Raw genomic sequence first — 16345 nt, forward strand, 5'->3', positions numbered from 1 at the left:
ATGATAAGCCGTAGGCCGACTCGCTGCCAGACTGCTGGCAGGCGTTCCGCCATGATGCGGCCAGACGTTGCGGGCCGGAAAAATGCCCCTCATTCAGCGCAAACCCCAGCACACAAACCTCCGATGACCGAACCTGCCGCGACTCCGATCGAAGTGAAAGTAACCGCTCCGGTGGGCACGATCCTGCTAAATGGTCCCGAGCAGGGCAATACACTTTCGCGGCAAACACTCGCTGAGCTGGCGACCGCCATCCAGGACCTGCACCGTGACAGCCGCGCGCGAGCGATCGTGCTCACCGGCGCCGGCGACACCTTTACCACCGGGCACGACCTGGTGGAGATGGCCCGCGACCACGAAACCAAGCCCGATAATGCGGTAGAGTTGCACCAGCAATGGGGCGACCAGGCCGACGACGTGCAACAACTGTTGGCCGAACTATTGGAGTTTCCCAAGCCGGTGATCGCGGCCGTCAATGGCCCCGTGGCTGGGCTGGGAGTCGCGCTGCTCATGGCGAGCGACATGGTGCTGGCCTGCGACACGGCTGAACTCTCGCTGCCCGAAGCGAAGCAGGGTCTAGTCGCTGGGCTCACCGCGCCGCTGGTTGCGTATCGGACTAATGCGGCAATCGCTGCGCGGTTGGCGGTGTTGGGACAAACGTTGGAAGCTGTGGAAGCCCATCGACTCGGGCTATACCACGAAATCGTACCGCAACACTTATTGTGGGCGCGAGCGATGGAACTTGGCTCGGCGGCCGCGACGGCTTCGCCGCAAGCGGTGAGCTTAACCAAACGGTTGCTTATGGAGACCATTGGAGAGAAACTACTTACCGACCTGGCCAGTGGCTCGATTGCCTTGGCCACGTCGCGAACCACCCCCGCGGCCGAAGAGGGACTAAAAGCAGCGGCCGAGGGACGTGAACCAGTGTGGGATTAAGCGAACGTCATCCAATCAACACTCACGCGAGGGGGAGTCGTTTCATGGCTGATACTCAAAGCTCATCCGAAAACCCTTTTCACAGCAGTGAAACAGGCCACGGTCATCACGGCCGTCCACTCTGGCTGAAAGCCCTGCTGTTCTTTGCCATTGTGCTCTTGCCAGTCGCCGTGATTGCGGTGCTGCTACTCCCCGCGGGACGTACTGGCCGTGGGGTGCCTGATGCAGCAATCTGCGCTGGCAACGTTCGGCAGATTTCCCTGGCACTCATCAACTACCGCGAGGTGCATGGAGTGTTCCCTCCCGCTTACACGGTCGACGAAGAGGGCAATCCGCTCCATAGTTGGCGAACCTTAATTCTTCCTTACCTGGAGCAGATGGAGCTGTACGATCAAATCGATCTGACTAAGCCTTGGGACGATCCCGTCAATGCAGATGCCAGGAAAGCAAACGTTTGGATCTACCAATGCCCGGCTGAATCAAGCGATGTCTCCACCCACACGAATTACGTGGCAGTTGTGGGAGACGATTGCATCTTTAGCGGAAGCACTCCCTGCAATCTAGCCGAAATCACCGATCTGCTGAGCGAAACCCTGCTGGTAGTCGAGGTCAACAACCAGACGATAGAGTGGATGGAGCCACGCGATATCTCGCTCCAAGAGCTGCTGAAGCTGCCAGGGGAAGGCCATTTGCCTCACTCGCGTAGCATTCACGTTGGTTACGCCGACGGGAGCGTTGCACAAGTCGACACCGATTTCGCCAGCAAAACACTTCGCGTTATGGCGACAAAAGCAGGCGAAGAGAAGATCAACGAGTAAGTCTCTCTATCGCAAGATGAAGCTAGCGACTCCCATTCCACTTTGACAGGCACAACAATGTCGCCCCACCTACCCGAAGAAGACAACCCCTACCGTAGCACCGACGATGCTCACCCTCAGCCGGCGAGCCTCAAGACCAAGTTCATTCGGACGGGACTTCTGATCGCGGTGCTGATGCTGATTGTGGTTCCGCTGTTGATGCCAGCAGTACGCAGTGCCCGCCCTGCTGCCTATCGGAATCAATGCATTAACAACGTCAAACAATTGAACCTGGCGATCTTGGGCTACGAATCGAAGCATGGTGAGCTCCCCCCTGCCTACTCGGTCGACGAACAAGGAAACCCGCTCCACAGTTGGCGCACGCTGATCTTGCCTTACCTTGCAGGGGAAACGGTATCTGAGAAGATCGATCTGACCAAACCATGGGACCACGAGACCAACGCCATCGCTCGACGGACAACCCTTTATGAATACAAATGCCCCATGGACGCTGTCGACGACAATTACACCAGCTACGTAGCCGTGACCGGTGCCGAGTGTGTTTTCAACGGAAGTACTCCCTGCAAGCTAAGCGAAATCACGGATGGCAGCAGTAGCACACTGCTGCTTGTCGAACTGACTGGCAGTCAGATCGAGTGGATGGAACCACGCGATATCACCCTGAAAGAACTGCTCGCGATCACCGAGGAGTCGGAAGCCAACCATCATGGAGTATTCATCGTCGGATACGTTGACGGGCACTCCGAATTGATTGAAGTCGACATCGACCACGAAGTGCTGCGGGCGATGGCTACCAAGGCGGGCGGGGAGAAGCTGGGGGAGTGAGTTTGGCTATTTCGCCAAAGAGGTACGGGCGACTTGGGGCGCTCGTCGTCGGCTGCGGAGATAGAGTTCGACCACCACGAGCGGAGCGATCCACGACACCCAGACCGACAGCGGGTAGTTGCCTTGCAGTTGCAGCCACTCGGTCGTGCCTGCTATCAGGCGTAGCACGATCGACGAGGCGAGCAGGGCGAAGGTTCGCAGCATCCACCGCCGGTGGGCATCCATGCGTCCTGCCACAGCAGCCCTCCATCCCAGCAGGATGCTCACCGCGGTTAGCATCGCAAGCGTTGCCAGTCCCACTGCAGCGATCACACCGCTCATCGCCCAGTACGACATCACCAGCCCGCTAGGGCAAAGCAGCAGCAACACAGCGGCCACCTGCACTTGCCCCATTGTGCGATGCCCTTTCGGCCAGCGACTGCGGAGCGTTTCGCTCATCAGTAGCGTGCCTAGCACCAAAGTCACCGGCCCCGCGATCAAATGAGCGTAGAACGCCCATTGGTAGATGCCAAAGAAGTAGCCTTGCCGGCCGAGCAGAAAGACCGCGTGAAAGTTCGGCGGTAAGTAGTCGGGGTAGTTCGCCAGGATGCCGACGGTGCCAATAGCGATCGTGGCGAATAGCACGACCTTCCAGTACGGCATCTCTAGCAATTGGCGGAGCATGTGTAGCTATAGCGATTGAGGAATCACGACGAGTTGGCACTGCCATGGTAGCAAGTCGTGCTCGGCGACCGCCAGTCGCTACGCCTTGCGGAGCGTGATCAGATTGAGCTCGGGGGCGCAGTTCCAGCGAATTGGCGACATCGATCCGGTGCCAGGCGTTACGTGCATGACCGTCGTCGGCGAGCGAAACACGCCGGCCGTGTAGCGGGTGCCATAAATGCTGGGGGAAAGTAGCGCCCCGATGATCGGGAAGCGAACCTGCCCGCCATGGTTATGCCCCGCCAGGGCGACGTGGAACCCATTTCCTTGCGCCCAGGCAAAGTTGTCGGGCGTGTGCAACAGGGCGATTCGCAGCGTTTCGTTTGCACCGTTGCTAGGAGGAACCAGCGGCGGGGGGCTGAACCAGGGAGTCTCGTTGCCTGCGATCAGGCAGGTACCACGTTCGATCCGGATGCGTTCGCAGCGACAACCGACGTCGAGGAACCCAATCGCAGTGAGTCGCCGCCGCACTTCGTCGGGGCCAGCCTTTACGTCATGATTACCGAGCACGAACAGGCGGGCGTCGCGTGCTTCGAGCCGGCCGAGCGTCTGCTCGACCCAATCGTAGCAGCAAGGTCGTTCGACGATGTCGCCGGTGATCACCACCAGATCGCCTTGCCAGTCGTTCGCGTAGTCGACCATCGTGTCGTAGTAGGCTTGCTTGATGCGCCCCGACATATGCAGGTCGGACAGGTGCACGATCTTCAGCCCCTCGAAGGCCGCTGGCAGGTTTGGCACCAGCAGCTCCATCTCCACGCACTCCGGCGACACCACTTGGTTGCCTGGTAGCGCGCCGAGCTTCTGGGGAACTCCCTCAGCGAGAAGTTCGCTGGAGTCCTCGACCTTCATATCCAGCGGCATGCGCGTCACCTGCCCGGTACCGCCTCGGCGTTCGGGGTGCAACCATCGCCAGGTGTTATGAGCAAACATCAGCCCCGCGGCCGCTACGGAGGCCCATCCCCAACCTTGCACGAGCCACTCCGGCAGCGCGGGCAAGTAGGCGACCGAATTAGTTCCCGCGGCAAACAGCGCCAGCGGCCAGGCAGCCACGGCTACCGCCAGCAGGCAGATCAGCATCAGCACATCGACGAACTTGCGATTCCAGCCATACGCGTGGGTGCGATTGATCACGGCCACCCAGAAGGTGAAATTGCCACCCATGGCCACTAAAAAAAGAAGCAAACGGACAAACATCGACATGATGACGATCGAGCGAGGGCAAGTGATGCGGAAAGGTTCGCGGCGAGGATCAGGCTTCGGGGGTCACCGTTTGTTCTACGGCTTCCAGTAGTTGATCCAGGCGGAACGGTTTGTACAACACGTGCTTCAGGCCTGCTTGCCGAGCTTTGACGATGGAGTGCCCAGGGTCGTAGCCGAATCCGGTCATCAGAATCAGCGGAACATGCTCGCTCATTTCGGCCAGCTTCAACATGAGTTGGTGGCCCGACATATCGGGCAAGCGAATGTCGGAAATGATGGCATCGTACCGTTGCCCCTGGCCGAGGTTGCGGACCATGAGCACTGCTTCGTTGCCGTCGTGGGCGGTTTCCACCACGCAGCTGTAGCGATCGAGTAGCGCGTGCGCGGCACTGCGAACACTCTCGTCTTCGTCGACCACCAGCACTCGCTTGCCCACCAGGGCGGGACGCTGCTCGGGTCGCGAAGATGCGGGGCGCGCTTCTAATGGAGCCATCGACTGTCCCACCTTCTGAATCACCTGCTTGATGTCGCGGGCGTTCATCAAAATACGTTGCAAGCGTTCCACCACGGCGGGATCGTGGCCGATGTAACGCTCCATCACGTTCACCGCGTCGTTCAGGATGTCGTCTACCGGGCGGGCCACCGCGCGATGAATGGCTTCGACACTGGCAGCGGCCGTGTTTGCCTGCTCAGCGGCCAGCAACTCCAGCGTATTGAGGGCAACTGCCAGGTCGCGGCAGAAGATCTCGACGAACTGCAAGTCGCTGTTGGTAAAGGCTTTGACCTCGGGACTCTCGACGTTGAAAGTACCAATCACGTCGTCGTGCAGCATCAGCGGCACGGTCATCGAGCTTTTGGCTCCCTGGCTTCCTTCGAGGTACAGGCCGTCTTTGCTGGTATCTTCGCACAGATAGCTTTGACCAGTGGCTGCCACCCAACCGGTGACTCCATTGCCTTCGGTGCTGGCAATCAACTCGCGGGCTTCAGCTTCCGGTTTCATGCCGACCGCCAGCAGCGGCTTGAGCGAGCCGGTCGATTGTTCGAGCATGCGAATCTCGACCACGTCGAACTTGAGGACGTCCTGTGTGCAATGCAGGATGTTGTCCTTCAAAAGTTCGATCCGCCCGTTGAAGTCCATGTCGGCGACTTCGTCGGGGGTCAGGTCGGCTAGTTCGACACCGGCTTGATGGATGTTGGCCAGCTTCTGGCGCTCGTGGTACTCGTCGGTCACATCGCGAATGGTGACCACCAGGTGCCGGCTTTGCTCGCTACCCTCAAACAGCGGGGCGGCATGCACTCGGTAACAGCGGTTGTCTTCGCAGCGGAGCGTGCTCGCACTGGGGTGCTGGGTGCTCAACGCCCGACCGAAGGGGCAGAACTCGGAACCGAGGATCTCGGGATCGGAGAGTACACTGTAAAGATTTTGACCGACAACGTCCTGCACACCGACCCATTCGCCGAGTCGGCCATTGCTCCAAATGATTACGTTGTCGCTGCCTAGAAGCAGTACCCCGTCGGACATACTCTGCAGAATCTGCTGATTCTGCATGACCTGCCCCGCGTCGAAGGCGGCGGAGAAGTGTTCCGCGTCGGCATACACGCCTACGAAATCTCCGCGGGCAAGTTCCGCCATGGCTCGCATCGGCGATCCAACACGCACCACGTGCATCTGGTCGCCAAAGCGTTGCTGGATGGCTGCAACTTGATCGTTACTACCGCCCAGGCAAAGCACCTGCGGTTTCTGTCCTGCTACAGCGACTTCGTGGTCGCCAATGTCTCGGCTTTCGTGCGCGTTATCGGGCACAATCGCTCCCCGCTGGGGTGGGATGGTTCGGGGATACGGCGTCCTGCTCGTTGGCCGGCTGGCTGGTGGCCGAAGCAGGGCGTCAATGACGCAAATCTACGTATCATCAAAGTATAGGATGATCTTCCGACGGCAACAAGCTTTGCTATCCGGAAGCTCCTAATTACCGTTATCGGCTTCGGCAGAATAGGAAGTCGCGTCTGGTCGGGCAAATCTTGCCGCCTGAGCTCAAATGGCGAAGGAATATCCCGACCGGCCTATACAACCCGTTCGCGTGGGGAGTACAACAAGCTGTTTCTGGATGCCTTTCTCTGGATACCCGGGAAAGCCCACCCCGGAACCGCGGTTCCGGCCCCCCTGCCCCCTCGACTGCCCCCTCGACTGCCCCCCCGCCTGCGAACAAACCAGCCCATGTACGCCGACACTTCCCTGCTTAGAAACGTGGCAATTATTGCCCATGTCGACCACGGCAAAACCAGTTTGGTCGACAAGCTGATGTACCAGTCGGGGCTGTACCGCTCCGAGGAGCTCGACCGCCGCGCCGGCGGTCAGCACGGCCTGGTGCTCGACACCGGCGACCTCGAACGCGAGCGCGGCATCACCATTCTCAGCAAAAACTGCGCGGTCACCTACGAAGCTGCCGATGGGGACACTTACCGCATCAACCTGATCGACACCCCGGGCCACGCCGACTTTGGGGGCGAGGTCGAGCGGGTGCTCACCATGGCCGACGGGGCGCTGCTGGTGGTCGACGCCTTTGAGGGGCCGATGCCGCAGACCCGATTCGTGCTGCAAAAAGCCCTGGCCTGCGGACTGCGGCCGCTGGTAGTGATCAACAAGGTCGACCGTCCCGATTCGCGTCCCGACGAAGTGGTGACCGAGGTCTTCGACCTGCTCTCTGACCTCGGTGCCGACGACGAAGCGCTCGACTTCCAGACTGTCTATGCCTCGGCCAAGGAAGGGTGGGCGGCCAATTCGCTGGACGACGAGCGAGTCGATATGCGTCCGCTGTTCGAAGCGATGGTCGAGTGGGTGCCGCCGCCACGTTTTGCCGACCCCACGGCCAATACCCAGCTGCTGGTCACCAGCATCGATTACTCCGATTACGTGGGCCGTATTGCCATTGGCCGCATCTTCGGCGGCAAACTCGAAGCCCGTCAGCGCGTGGCCGTGATCGACCGACAGGGCAACGTTTCGAACCAGCAAATCCTGCAATTGCTGGCGTTCGAGGGGCTCGAACGCAAGGAAGTCAAGAAAGTAGAAGCGGGCGACTTGTGCGCGGTCGTGGGGCTCGACCCCATCAATATCGGCGACACGATCGCCGACGCCGGCAAGCCCGAGGCCCTGCCGACCGTGACGGTCGACGAACCGACGCTGCACATGACGTTCCGTGTGAACGATGGCCCGCTCAGCGGCCGAGACGGAAAGTACCTGACGAGCCGCCAGATCGGCGACCGCCTGGAACGCGAACTTCGCTCGAACGTCGCCCTGCGAGTCGAGCCGGGCGAGACCATGGAGCAATACCGCGTGAGCGGCCGTGGTTTGATGCACTTGGGCATTTTGATCGAAAACATGCGTCGCGAGGGCTTTGAGCTCTGCGTGGGCAAGCCGCACGTGGTGGTTCGCGAAATCGATGGCCAGAAGCAGGAACCGATCGAGCTGCTGGTAGTCGACGTGCCCGACGAGCATCAAAGCTCGGTCATGTCGCTGCTGGGTGATCGCCGGGCGGAACTGCTCAAGATGGGCTACAAGACCGGCAACAGTGGTTTCGTGCACATGGAATTCTCGATCCCCGCCCGGGCGATGATCGGCCTGCGCAGCCGGCTGCTGACCGCCACGCAGGGCAATGCGGTGATTCACCACACGCTGCACGGCTACGAAACGCTACGCGGCGCCGTGCCGCACCGCACGGCTGGCGTGCTGATCGCCAACGAGCCAGGACCGGTCACCGCCTACTCGCTCGACGCGTTGTACGATCGCGGATCGTTCTTCGTAAAACCGGGCGACGAGGTCTACGAAGGCCAGGTGGTCGGCGAAAACTGCAAGAGCGGCGACCTGGTGGTCAACGTAGTTCGCGGTAAGAAACTCACGAACGTTCGCGCCGCTGGCAAGGACGACAACAGCCAGGTGCGGCCAGTCCGCGAAATGTCGCTGGAAGCCTGCCTGGAATACATCGACGACGACGAATTGGTGGAAGTCACTCCCAAGACGATTCGCCTGCGGAAGATCATGCTCAAAGAGTCCGATCGCCGCCGGGCCAGCCGTCAGGCTGGCAGCTAGCCCACAGCATTACCAAGCGCCCGTTTACCTCGGGTTACAACCGATTACTCTCCCGAAGCTGAATCCGCCTGTGCGGGCTCGGCTTCGGGCGTTTTGGCTGGTTCCTCGGCTTCCGGCTCGCTTGGCTCAGCATCGGCTTCAGACTCTGCCGCGGCCTCGGGTTGCTCGGCATTCAGTTGCTTGGTCGCCAGGTCTTCGCGATTCAACAGCGCGTCGATCTGGGCGGTAAGCTCCTCTTTGCTGGCAACCCCGACGTGAACCACCTGCACCCGCCCGTCGAGTCCGATAAGCACTGTGTGGGGAATGCCGGTCACCTGGTAGCTACTGGCCACCTCGCCGCCCACGTCACGCAGCACCTGAAGCTCGAGCTTTGTCTCATCGAGAAACTCGCGAATCGCGTCGGCATCTTCCTGAACATTTACCCCATACACCGCGAGCGGCTTGTCGCTGTACTCCTTGGCCACTTCGGCGATGGTCGGCAGCCCCTTGCGGCAGGGACCACACCAGGTAGCCCAGAAGTCGAGCAGAATGACTTTCTGTCCGATCAGCGGCTTCAGCTCAAAGGCCTTGGTGCCAGAAAGCTCGATCAAAGCAAACTCGGGGGCCAGTTCTCCCAGTAGCGGTGGGTGCGAAGGTCCCGCAGCGATCGGCGGCATGACCGCCGACGGAGCAACAGCCGCAAACTCCTCCTTCAATTCCGCCGAAGCGGGGGGAGTGAAGGCAAACATCTCGTCGTTGAGTTCGGCCGGAAGGTCCCAAGCTCGCAGATCGACCACCACGGTGATCGAGAAGTCGTCGGCTCCTTCCTCGCCAGCAAACTGCTTAGAGAGATCGGGCGAGATTCGGCGAATCGTCGGTGCCGCGCCGGTAGTGACCCAGACATTGAGGTCAGAGCTTTCCTGCTCGAACTTCAGATGGTGGCACTCCAATCCATCGATCTTCTCGACGCCGACCACCTGGCTGGCGGTTGTCCCTCCAGTAAGTCGAGCGACGGGATCGTCGGCTAGCAAAGGAAGAAATAAACCACCCATGCCCCCTTCCAGCAGTGACATCATGCCAAAGTCGCTGCTCAGCATATCGAGCGACGGGGCTGCTTCGCTTTCGATGTACTGCTGCAGTTCCGCGTTGTACATCAACAGTTTCTTGCCATCGTTAGCCACGGTGCCCCCCATCTCACCATCGGTCCGCAGCACCAGCAACTGGTTCGGGCGTTCGGCGGCCACTTTGTAGCGGCCATATTTTTCGTGTTCGAAACCCGGCATCCCTACGACCACGCTTGCCTTGGCGTCGACCGTAAAGGATTTTGCCTGGGTGATGCGCTCGGTGGCGGATCGCAGAATCGCCTCAGCCGTTGAAGGCTCCGTGGCCGGTGGGCTCGGTTCTTCGGCCAATACAGGTAGAGAAACGAAGGCACCGATAACGAGACTCGTCACAAGCCGGCACAGCATGAGGGGGCTCCTGGTGGGATGGCGAAAGGCGGGCGGGGCAACACTGCGTGCCGCCATTCTACGCCAATCGGCCGCTGGAGCGAATGCTGTTTGTGCCTACGGGGCGTTGGCTTCGGAGAGAAGTTGCTGCCAGAATTCGCGTGCTTTGGCGATTTCGGCCTCGCTGGCCGATCGCTCGTCGGCCGGCAATTCGGCCAGTTCGTCGAGCCAGGCCAAGAAAAACTCGACCGATTCGCGGCTCACCCGCGGCCCTTCGGTACTTTCGACGTAGTAAGGAGAGTTCAGGGCGTACTGGTACTTTTGCTCCTCCGTGGTGGCCGCCCGCACAGCGAACCATCCACTGCTGTCAAACGACACCGGCGGCAATTGCCCCTTCTTGGCCACCCAGTCGGAGAGCCGTACCTCGGCGAAGGTCTCGCCATTCTTGATGACCTCCAGGTATTCCACCCGGGCGTCGCGACTCGCCAGATTGAGTCCCACCTGGTAGTCCACTTGCCCACCATTACCGAGAGAGAAAGTCGTGCCAGGGGGCTGACCACCGACCTGCGGGCGGAGCAGTGGGCCATTGGTCACAACGGTCGCTCCCTGCTCAACACCTCGCCACCAGGCTTCGGGCGAGAACGCATTTGCGTGATACACGTAGGTGCGATTCGAACCAAGCGGCATCTCGTTCGCCCCCGAACCGCTGCCAGCGACCGGAGTCACCTGCAACCCGCAGTTCAGCAGATGGAAGTAGACCGCTTGCTCCCATTGTGCCTGTCCTTGCTTGCCAGGGTAAAACGAAGTGTCGCGAGGTCGCGTCCCTTTGTCGCTCCCCTGGCGATAATCGCCATAGTCGTTGCGGGTGAGCAATGCGACGGTGCTCAATTCGTCGGTAGCTATCCAGACTGGCAGTTCCCATTCTACCGGCGAAGCAGCCACCACATGCAAATCGGCTTCGACGGCCGCGAGCAGGATTTTCTCTGTCGACCAGCCTGCTTCGACCTCGAAAGGTTTCTCCACCATTGGTTCATCGGCAAACAGCAGCAGGGTTCCTCCTGGTTGCTCCACACGCGCCGCGTAAGCTCCGAGCTTGCGCCCGGCCGCCTGCGGATCGACCTCGTCGACGGGCAACATGATGTTCCGCGGCGATTCGCTCCACTTCTTGCCATCGTAGGTCCAAGCTACCGAGGGGACAAAGTGCAAGGCTTCGACCTGCGCCATCAACGGCAGGTCCTTAGCGTTCCGCACCGAGTCGAAATCGCCCGCGTACCACCCCTCCTTCTCGAGATCGGTAAACCGATGCATTTCGACCACTTTCGAGTCGTCGGCATGGCGTTCGATCTTGAAATCGCCCCGCTGGGTCTTATATTCAGGCCCCGCATCGAGGGTAAACAGGTAATCGCCCCGTTTCAGCCCCAGCACGCCCTGCCCTGTGAGATAGAAGTGATTTCCGAGTGCTCCCGCGGCCGATTTCCCCAGCCGAACGGTCCTTCCGCGAGTGTTGGTCAGCTCAATCCGGACCGGTAGCGGGGTCTGAGTCGCTGGGTCGATAATATTAATTTGCAGCTGTCCGTCGGGCGTAGCTGCATATCCCAACATCGTGGGAGAGCCAGCGAACAGAATAAACAGGCTAATGCGTAGTATATTTGACATGTAGCAAGCTTAGCATGCTCGAGGGAGCGGCCTATACTGCTACGTCGCTACAAAAAGGCAGCAAAACAGCTAGAATGGTTCGAATCGGCTCAGCCGGCCCCCTGAAACAAGAAGTTACCAGAACCCATGATTGGCATGGCAGCAGACCCCTACCAAACGCTTGGCGTCAACCGCAAGGCCACGCAAGAAGAGATCAACAAGGCCTACCGCGACCTTGCGCGAAAGTACCATCCCGACCTTCACCCCGACGACGAGTCGGCCAAGAAGAAGTTCCAGGATGTACAAGCGGCGTTCGACATACTGAACGACGAGAAGAAGCGGAAAATGTACGACCGCTACGGAGCGGGCTTCGAGCAAATGGGCGCAGGCGGCGCTGGTCCGCAAGGCTGGCCCGGTAGCGCGGCTCGCGGTGGTCAATACGATTTCGACTTCAACGAACTATTCGGCGGCGGCGGTGGTGCCCCCGGCATGGGGGGCGGATTCGCCGACCTGTTCCGCAATTTCTCGCGCGGTGCCCAAGGCACAGCACAACCCGACGTTAAGCGAGGACAGGATCTGGAGTACGATCTTACAATCCCCTTCGCCACGGCCGTGAAGGGTGGCGAAGCCTCCGTGTCGCTTCGTCGGGGAAGCACCGGCAAGAACGAGACCATCTCGGTGAAGATTCCTGCCGGGATTGAAGACGGCAAGAAGATTCGGCTCCGCGGACAAGGCGAGCCTGGCCACATGGGCCTGCCCGGCGACCTGCTGATCAAAGTCCGCGTCGCCCCACACCCTTACTTCAAACGCAGCGGCAAGCGTCTCGATATTCAGCTTCCAGTGAAACTCGCCGAAGCCGTGGAAGGGGCCAAAATCGACGTGCCGACTCCTCACGGGACGGTCACCATTTCGATTCCCCCAGGCACCTCGAGTGGCAAGAAACTTCGCCTCCGCGGGCAAGGGGTGAAACCAGCCAGCGGCGAGCCCGGCGACCTGTACGCCGAAGTGCAAATCATCCTGCCCGATAACATGACCGAGGAGGAACGCACCAAGATCGCGGCCATAGTCCAACGCGATCAACGCAATCCTCGCGCAGACTTACGATGGTAAACCTCTTCATGCTGATGGCCGAGGTCGCCGACCAGGCCAACAAAGCCGATACGGTACTCGAACGACTCGATCCGCCACGGCGAGCCGCGGTCATCCTGGCCTTGGTGGGCTTAGGGTTGCTGGGTGCCTTACTGATCGTCGTCGTGCTGCTCGGAGGCCGCTGGGCGCGGCAAGACCGCTCCCCTCGCCCATCGCGGTTTACCGGCACTTCGGAGGAGTCCTCTACCGCAAATCGCACTCCGCCGAAGCCTCGCAGCAACGAGCTTCGCAGCGGCGAAACGCTGGCCGAGCCCCCTGGCGATGGAGAAACCAAAAGCTGAAGGCGGCAAACAATTGCCGCCTTCAGCGTGATGATTCGATGCTCGATGTGGCTCCAGCGTAGAGCCTCCGGCAAGCTCTAGTGTTGATGCCCGCCAGGGCCGTGAATGTGGCCGTGGGCAATTTCGTCGGCCGTGGCTTCGCGAACTTCGCGTACGGTAATGTCGAAGTTCAGCGTCTGGCCGGCCAGCGGATGGTTCGCATCGACCGTTACCATTTCCTCGGTCACTTCGGTAATGGTGAATACCATCGGGCCCGCTTCGGTGTTGGCCTGGAACTGCATGCCTGGCGCCAATTCGCCGGCATCCTCGAAGTTCTTGCGGCTCACTTCCTGCTGCAGACTGTCGTTCCGAGGACCATAACCTTCCTCAGGAGCGACACACACCTTGAAACTGTCCCCTTCCGACTTGCCGGTCAGCTCCCGCTCGAGACCGGGGACAATGTTCTCGTGCCCATGCAGGTACCATAACGGATCCTGCCCCTCGGACGAGTCGATCATCTGCCCGTTATCATCGGTCAGCTTGTAATCGATCGCAACGGCAGAGTTGGCTTCAATGGGCATGGGTACCTCAATTCTTGCTGTAGTTCGAATAATCGCCAGTAAGTCGGCACCCCCCTAGCCTACCAAATTCCGGGCGAAATGAACCCCCTCCCCCTGCCGCCTGTGGGAGCGGCCCTCGCAGCAAGTACGCCGTGCGATCAGTTGGCTGGATCACCTTCTGGCGGGGAGTGGAGTAAGAGAGCGTGATATTCAGTAGCCGGAAGTGCCAGCCCGGCTTGGCTGCGGAGGCATGCTTTCTGGAGGCCCCCCGATGCTGGTACGAACTCAACAAGTCCGACACTGCGCGCTGCACGAAGTGCATGAGGTCCGCTGCAGAAACATAAGTAATCACATGGTCTTCATAAGAGATTTTTCATTGACAAACGCCAGTTTTCGCCACTCGGGTGTACGACATGGTTCGTAGCGGCTCATGTTTGTGTAGTGCCGATCGACGCGAGTGCTCGATCAATGTAGCCAAGCATTTCGGCGGCACATTGTTCGTGGGGTTCGTACCACTCCCATTTGCGTTGCCGTGCGAGAACTAGGGAATCGTAAATCGCAATCGCTTTTGCGCCCAAGCGAGTAACAGCAGCACAGTGTACCTGAAGTCGATCGCCGAATTCATCGGTTTCGATTGCTGAGCCAAGAAGTGGGACAAAAAACGCCGCATTTTCACCCCAGCCACATTCGGCAACGTATTCGCAGTATCCGTGTATTGTCTCGTGAGGTTGATGACCTGCGAGAAGATCCAACATCATCGTTTCAATGATTGTGATCCACCGGAGTAGTTGCCTGCGATCGTCGGGCGATATGAGGTTACTGCGGACCAACATGCCGTCATCATCAACTCCCCATCGACGAGCAGTCACGGTAATTCTGTAAACTGCCTCTGTGGTACAGCATTCGATCGTCGTTGCAGGCGCAAAGTCAACTCCAACGGAAAGCAACGATTCAACTACCGAGTGAAAGTTATCTACTCGAATCCCTGAATACGGTCGCAGGCATCCAATGAATCCATCCTCGTAGTATTCGTTGACAATACCAGCGTGTCGAGCTAGTTCAATCTTTGCATCTTCGTGCACCATTTGTGATGGCAATCTCTCTGAGCGAATTACTTGTTTATAGATAGTCTCTGCCTATCTCCTGTCGCCTGCACTTTTGTCAGCCTAACGCGCAGACAATAGGTAGCAGCAAGTTGAATTGTAGCCATGGCTTGCTTCTCTGTCGCTGCGTTTTCTGGGTAATAGGCCGCCGGTGCCGAGCGCTCATCACCCCAGACCGTTTTGGCGAAAAGTGGACCTGAGGGGCGTTGTTGGTGGCTAAGATGCTTGGGTGTGTTACGCTGATGCGTCGAACGAGGTGGGCTCGAAGTCACTGAGGTTGGGCACACCGCGGGCAGTTAGGGGCGGCCGGCTACCTGCCTAACGTTAAAGCTGAGTGGCGAGGCGCAGCTGCGTCCGCTCGAGCGACTTGTTAGGGGATTCAGCTGCAGTCCCAAGTAACGACCTTGGCGCCATTATCATCGAATAGATAGAAGGACACATCATAGTTGCCGTCTTTGATTGAGGTGACCTTCTTGTCCGGAAGCATACCCCAAAAGTCATCGCTTGAATGACCGAAGTGCATGTCTTCAGGAATGGCCTGAATGAGTTCTTCCTTGTCGGCGAAATCGTGTTTGTCGGCGATCTTGACGAACACACAGAGGTCGTTCTTGCCCAGTGGCCATTCATTATCCTGCCAAGTCGGCAGGGCAGGTGTCATGTAGCAGACAACATTCACGATTTCGTTCCAGTTCTCACCGAGGACCATCTCAGCCCTCGGGTCTGTCACCTCATTCGCTTCAATATCCATCTCAACAAGCTTGCCAGATGACAGGCAATCAGGACATACCGCCTGCACGCTGCCCAAGCCGAAGAACCCTGAGCCGTCGAAGCACTGACAACGCAAATGGCAAACGCTACACTCTGCATCGTCGTCGCACATATAGGCGAAGCTCTGTGGATCACGGAAGTACTTGAACTCACGCACGGCGTGTCCCTAGCTTGGTTACAGGAAGTCTCTGCCTATCTCCTGTCGCCTGCACTATTGTCAGCCTAACGCGCAGACAATAGGTAGCAGCAAGTTGAATTGTAGCCATGGCTTGCTTCTCTGTCGCTGCGTTTTCTGGGTAATAGGCCGCCGGTGCCGAGCCTTCATCACCCCAGACCGTTTTGGCGAAAAGTGGACCTATCGGGAGTTATTGGTGGCTAAGCGGCTTGGGTGTTTCACGCTGATGCGTCGAAGAGCCGGGCTCAAAGCGGCTGAGGTTGGGCACACCGACGGCAATTTGGCGACCGGCGAATTGACAGAGGGGAACTGCACCGCTGTATATTTGGACGGCTCAAAAAATGCGTCGGCGTGTCACGCCGCGGCTGGTTGCCTAGACCGCCGAACTACTCCGGTCCACTTTTGAAGAATCCTGCGTGGTCACCGCTTATACTGACGACTTGTAGCTCATTATAGGTTCGGTGTCGTCATACAACCCCGGGGAAGATCATGCTTGAAAGCAACCGCCAGCGAGTCCAGCAACTGACCGGCGCAGAGATCTGGGCGTTTATAATCGCAAGGGTTTTACTCGGCTTTGCGTTCGGAGTCTTTGCAGTAACTTACTTTCCTCGCTTCGCTACACCTCTTGCTTGGCCGGCTCTCGTCATCGGTGCTGTTCTATTCATTGTTGCAGCAAAGGGCTTCCTCCGCAGTGGCACCTAGCAGT

The 16345-nt window shown here is 59.1% G+C and carries 15 protein-coding genes; 7 read left to right on the forward strand and 8 right to left on the reverse strand.

The window, feature by feature from the left end; genetic code table 11:
* Positions 1-123: 123 nt before the first annotated feature.
* From Pan181_RS19240 to Pan181_RS19250, 3 genes are read left to right on the forward strand one after another with little or no spacing between them, the layout of a single operon-like run.
* On the forward strand, positions 124-933 hold the full coding sequence (locus Pan181_RS19240) for an enoyl-CoA hydratase/isomerase family protein (protein WP_145249183.1): 810 nt from the start codon (positions 124-126) through the stop codon (positions 931-933).
* A 44-nt stretch (positions 934-977) separates the two neighbouring features.
* Positions 978-1751, forward strand: a complete 774-nt coding sequence (locus Pan181_RS19245; RefSeq protein WP_145249185.1) for a DUF1559 family PulG-like putative transporter — start codon at positions 978-980, stop codon at positions 1749-1751.
* A 57-nt stretch (positions 1752-1808) separates the two neighbouring features.
* Positions 1809-2576, forward strand: a complete 768-nt coding sequence (locus tag Pan181_RS19250) for a DUF1559 family PulG-like putative transporter (RefSeq protein ID WP_145249187.1) — start codon at positions 1809-1811, stop codon at positions 2574-2576.
* Positions 2577-2582: 6 nt separating this feature from the next.
* On the opposite strand, the gene Pan181_RS19255 is transcribed toward Pan181_RS19250, so the two are convergent.
* The 3 genes from Pan181_RS19255 to Pan181_RS19265 all read right to left on the reverse strand — a co-directional run bounded on the left by Pan181_RS19255 (position 2583) and on the right by Pan181_RS19265 (position 6282).
* Positions 2583-3239, reverse strand: a complete 657-nt coding sequence (locus tag Pan181_RS19255; protein ID WP_145249189.1) for a DUF2306 domain-containing protein — start codon at positions 3237-3239, stop codon at positions 2583-2585.
* A 78-nt stretch (positions 3240-3317) separates the two neighbouring features.
* Positions 3318-4478, reverse strand: coding sequence for a metallophosphoesterase (locus Pan181_RS19260; protein WP_145249191.1), 1161 nt, complete (start codon positions 4476-4478; stop codon positions 3318-3320).
* A gap of 49 nt (positions 4479-4527) precedes the next feature.
* Positions 4528-6282, reverse strand: a complete 1755-nt coding sequence (locus Pan181_RS19265) for a hybrid sensor histidine kinase/response regulator (protein ID WP_231943646.1) — start codon at positions 6280-6282, stop codon at positions 4528-4530.
* Between the two features lie 441 nt (positions 6283-6723).
* On the opposite strand from Pan181_RS19265, the gene typA reads away from it, so the two are divergent.
* A complete protein-coding gene (gene typA / locus Pan181_RS19270) occupies positions 6724-8562 on the forward strand; it encodes a translational GTPase TypA (protein WP_231943647.1) in 1839 nt (612 codons plus the stop codon).
* Positions 8563-8606: 44 nt separating this feature from the next.
* Here the strand turns inward: typA and Pan181_RS19275 are convergent, their stop codons facing one another.
* Both Pan181_RS19275 and Pan181_RS19280 read right to left on the reverse strand, forming a co-directional pair.
* Positions 8607-10010, reverse strand: a complete 1404-nt coding sequence (locus tag Pan181_RS19275) for a DUF2092 domain-containing protein (protein WP_197528519.1) — start codon at positions 10008-10010, stop codon at positions 8607-8609.
* Positions 10011-10106: 96 nt separating this feature from the next.
* Positions 10107-11645, reverse strand: a complete 1539-nt coding sequence (locus Pan181_RS19280) for a CehA/McbA family metallohydrolase domain-containing protein (RefSeq protein WP_145249197.1) — start codon at positions 11643-11645, stop codon at positions 10107-10109.
* 135 nt (positions 11646-11780) lie between these two features.
* Here Pan181_RS19280 and Pan181_RS19285 point away from each other — a divergent pair, with 135 nt between their 5' ends.
* Together Pan181_RS19285 and Pan181_RS19290 are read left to right on the forward strand one after the other, a co-directional pair.
* Positions 11781-12734, forward strand: coding sequence for a DnaJ C-terminal domain-containing protein (locus Pan181_RS19285; RefSeq protein ID WP_145249199.1), 954 nt, complete (start codon positions 11781-11783; stop codon positions 12732-12734).
* Positions 12728-13054, forward strand: coding sequence for a hypothetical protein (locus Pan181_RS19290; RefSeq protein ID WP_145249201.1), 327 nt, complete (start codon positions 12728-12730; stop codon positions 13052-13054). The genes Pan181_RS19285 and Pan181_RS19290 overlap by 7 nt, the downstream gene beginning before the upstream one ends.
* 77 nt (positions 13055-13131) lie before the next feature.
* Here the strand turns inward: Pan181_RS19290 and Pan181_RS19295 are convergent, their stop codons facing one another.
* From Pan181_RS19295 to Pan181_RS19305, 3 genes are all read right to left on the reverse strand, one after another.
* Entirely contained in the window at positions 13132-13614 is a 483-nt protein-coding gene (locus tag Pan181_RS19295; RefSeq protein ID WP_145249203.1) for an FKBP-type peptidyl-prolyl cis-trans isomerase, read from the reverse strand.
* 407 nt (positions 13615-14021) lie between these two features.
* Positions 14022-14678, reverse strand: coding sequence for a hypothetical protein (locus Pan181_RS19300; protein ID WP_145249205.1), 657 nt, complete (start codon positions 14676-14678; stop codon positions 14022-14024).
* A 397-nt stretch (positions 14679-15075) separates the two neighbouring features.
* Complete coding sequence (locus Pan181_RS19305) at positions 15076-15621, reverse strand: CbrC family protein (RefSeq protein WP_145249207.1); 546 nt, start codon at positions 15619-15621, stop codon at positions 15076-15078.
* A gap of 507 nt (positions 15622-16128) precedes the next feature.
* Here Pan181_RS19305 and Pan181_RS26245 point away from each other — a divergent pair.
* Positions 16129-16341: a hypothetical protein gene (locus tag Pan181_RS26245; RefSeq protein WP_197528520.1), complete on the forward strand. Its 213-nt coding sequence runs from the start codon at positions 16129-16131 to the stop codon at positions 16339-16341.
* Positions 16342-16345: the final 4 nt, after the last annotated feature.

The sequence above is a fragment of the Aeoliella mucimassa genome (assembly GCF_007748035.1).
In the GTDB taxonomy this organism is placed as follows: domain Bacteria; phylum Planctomycetota; class Planctomycetia; order Pirellulales; family Lacipirellulaceae; genus Aeoliella; species Aeoliella mucimassa.

Bases quoted from the DNA above. Each gene is read 5' to 3' on its own strand.
- Pan181_RS19240 (WP_145249183.1), top strand. From the start codon at position 124: ATGACCGAACCTGCCGCGACTCCGATCGAAGTGAAAGTAACCGCTCCG.
- Pan181_RS19245 (WP_145249185.1), top strand. From the start codon at position 978: ATGGCTGATACTCAAAGCTCATCCGAAAACCCTTTTCACAGCAGTGAA.
- Pan181_RS19250 (WP_145249187.1), top strand. From the start codon at position 1,809: ATGTCGCCCCACCTACCCGAAGAAGACAACCCCTACCGTAGCACCGAC.
- Pan181_RS19255 (WP_145249189.1), bottom strand. From the start codon at position 3,239: ATGCTCCGCCAATTGCTAGAGATGCCGTACTGGAAGGTCGTGCTATTC.
- Pan181_RS19260 (WP_145249191.1), bottom strand. From the start codon at position 4,478: ATGTCGATGTTTGTCCGTTTGCTTCTTTTTTTAGTGGCCATGGGTGGC.
- Pan181_RS19275 (WP_197528519.1), bottom strand. From the start codon at position 10,010: ATGCTGTGCCGGCTTGTGACGAGTCTCGTTATCGGTGCCTTCGTTTCT.
- Pan181_RS19280 (WP_145249197.1), bottom strand. From the start codon at position 11,645: ATGTCAAATATACTACGCATTAGCCTGTTTATTCTGTTCGCTGGCTCT.
- Pan181_RS19285 (WP_145249199.1), top strand. From the start codon at position 11,781: ATGGCAGCAGACCCCTACCAAACGCTTGGCGTCAACCGCAAGGCCACG.
- Pan181_RS19290 (WP_145249201.1), top strand. From the start codon at position 12,728: ATGGTAAACCTCTTCATGCTGATGGCCGAGGTCGCCGACCAGGCCAAC.
- Pan181_RS19295 (WP_145249203.1), bottom strand. From the start codon at position 13,614: ATGCCCATTGAAGCCAACTCTGCCGTTGCGATCGATTACAAGCTGACC.
- Pan181_RS19300 (WP_145249205.1), bottom strand. From the start codon at position 14,678: ATGGTGCACGAAGATGCAAAGATTGAACTAGCTCGACACGCTGGTATT.
- Pan181_RS26245 (WP_197528520.1), top strand. From the start codon at position 16,129: ATGCTTGAAAGCAACCGCCAGCGAGTCCAGCAACTGACCGGCGCAGAG.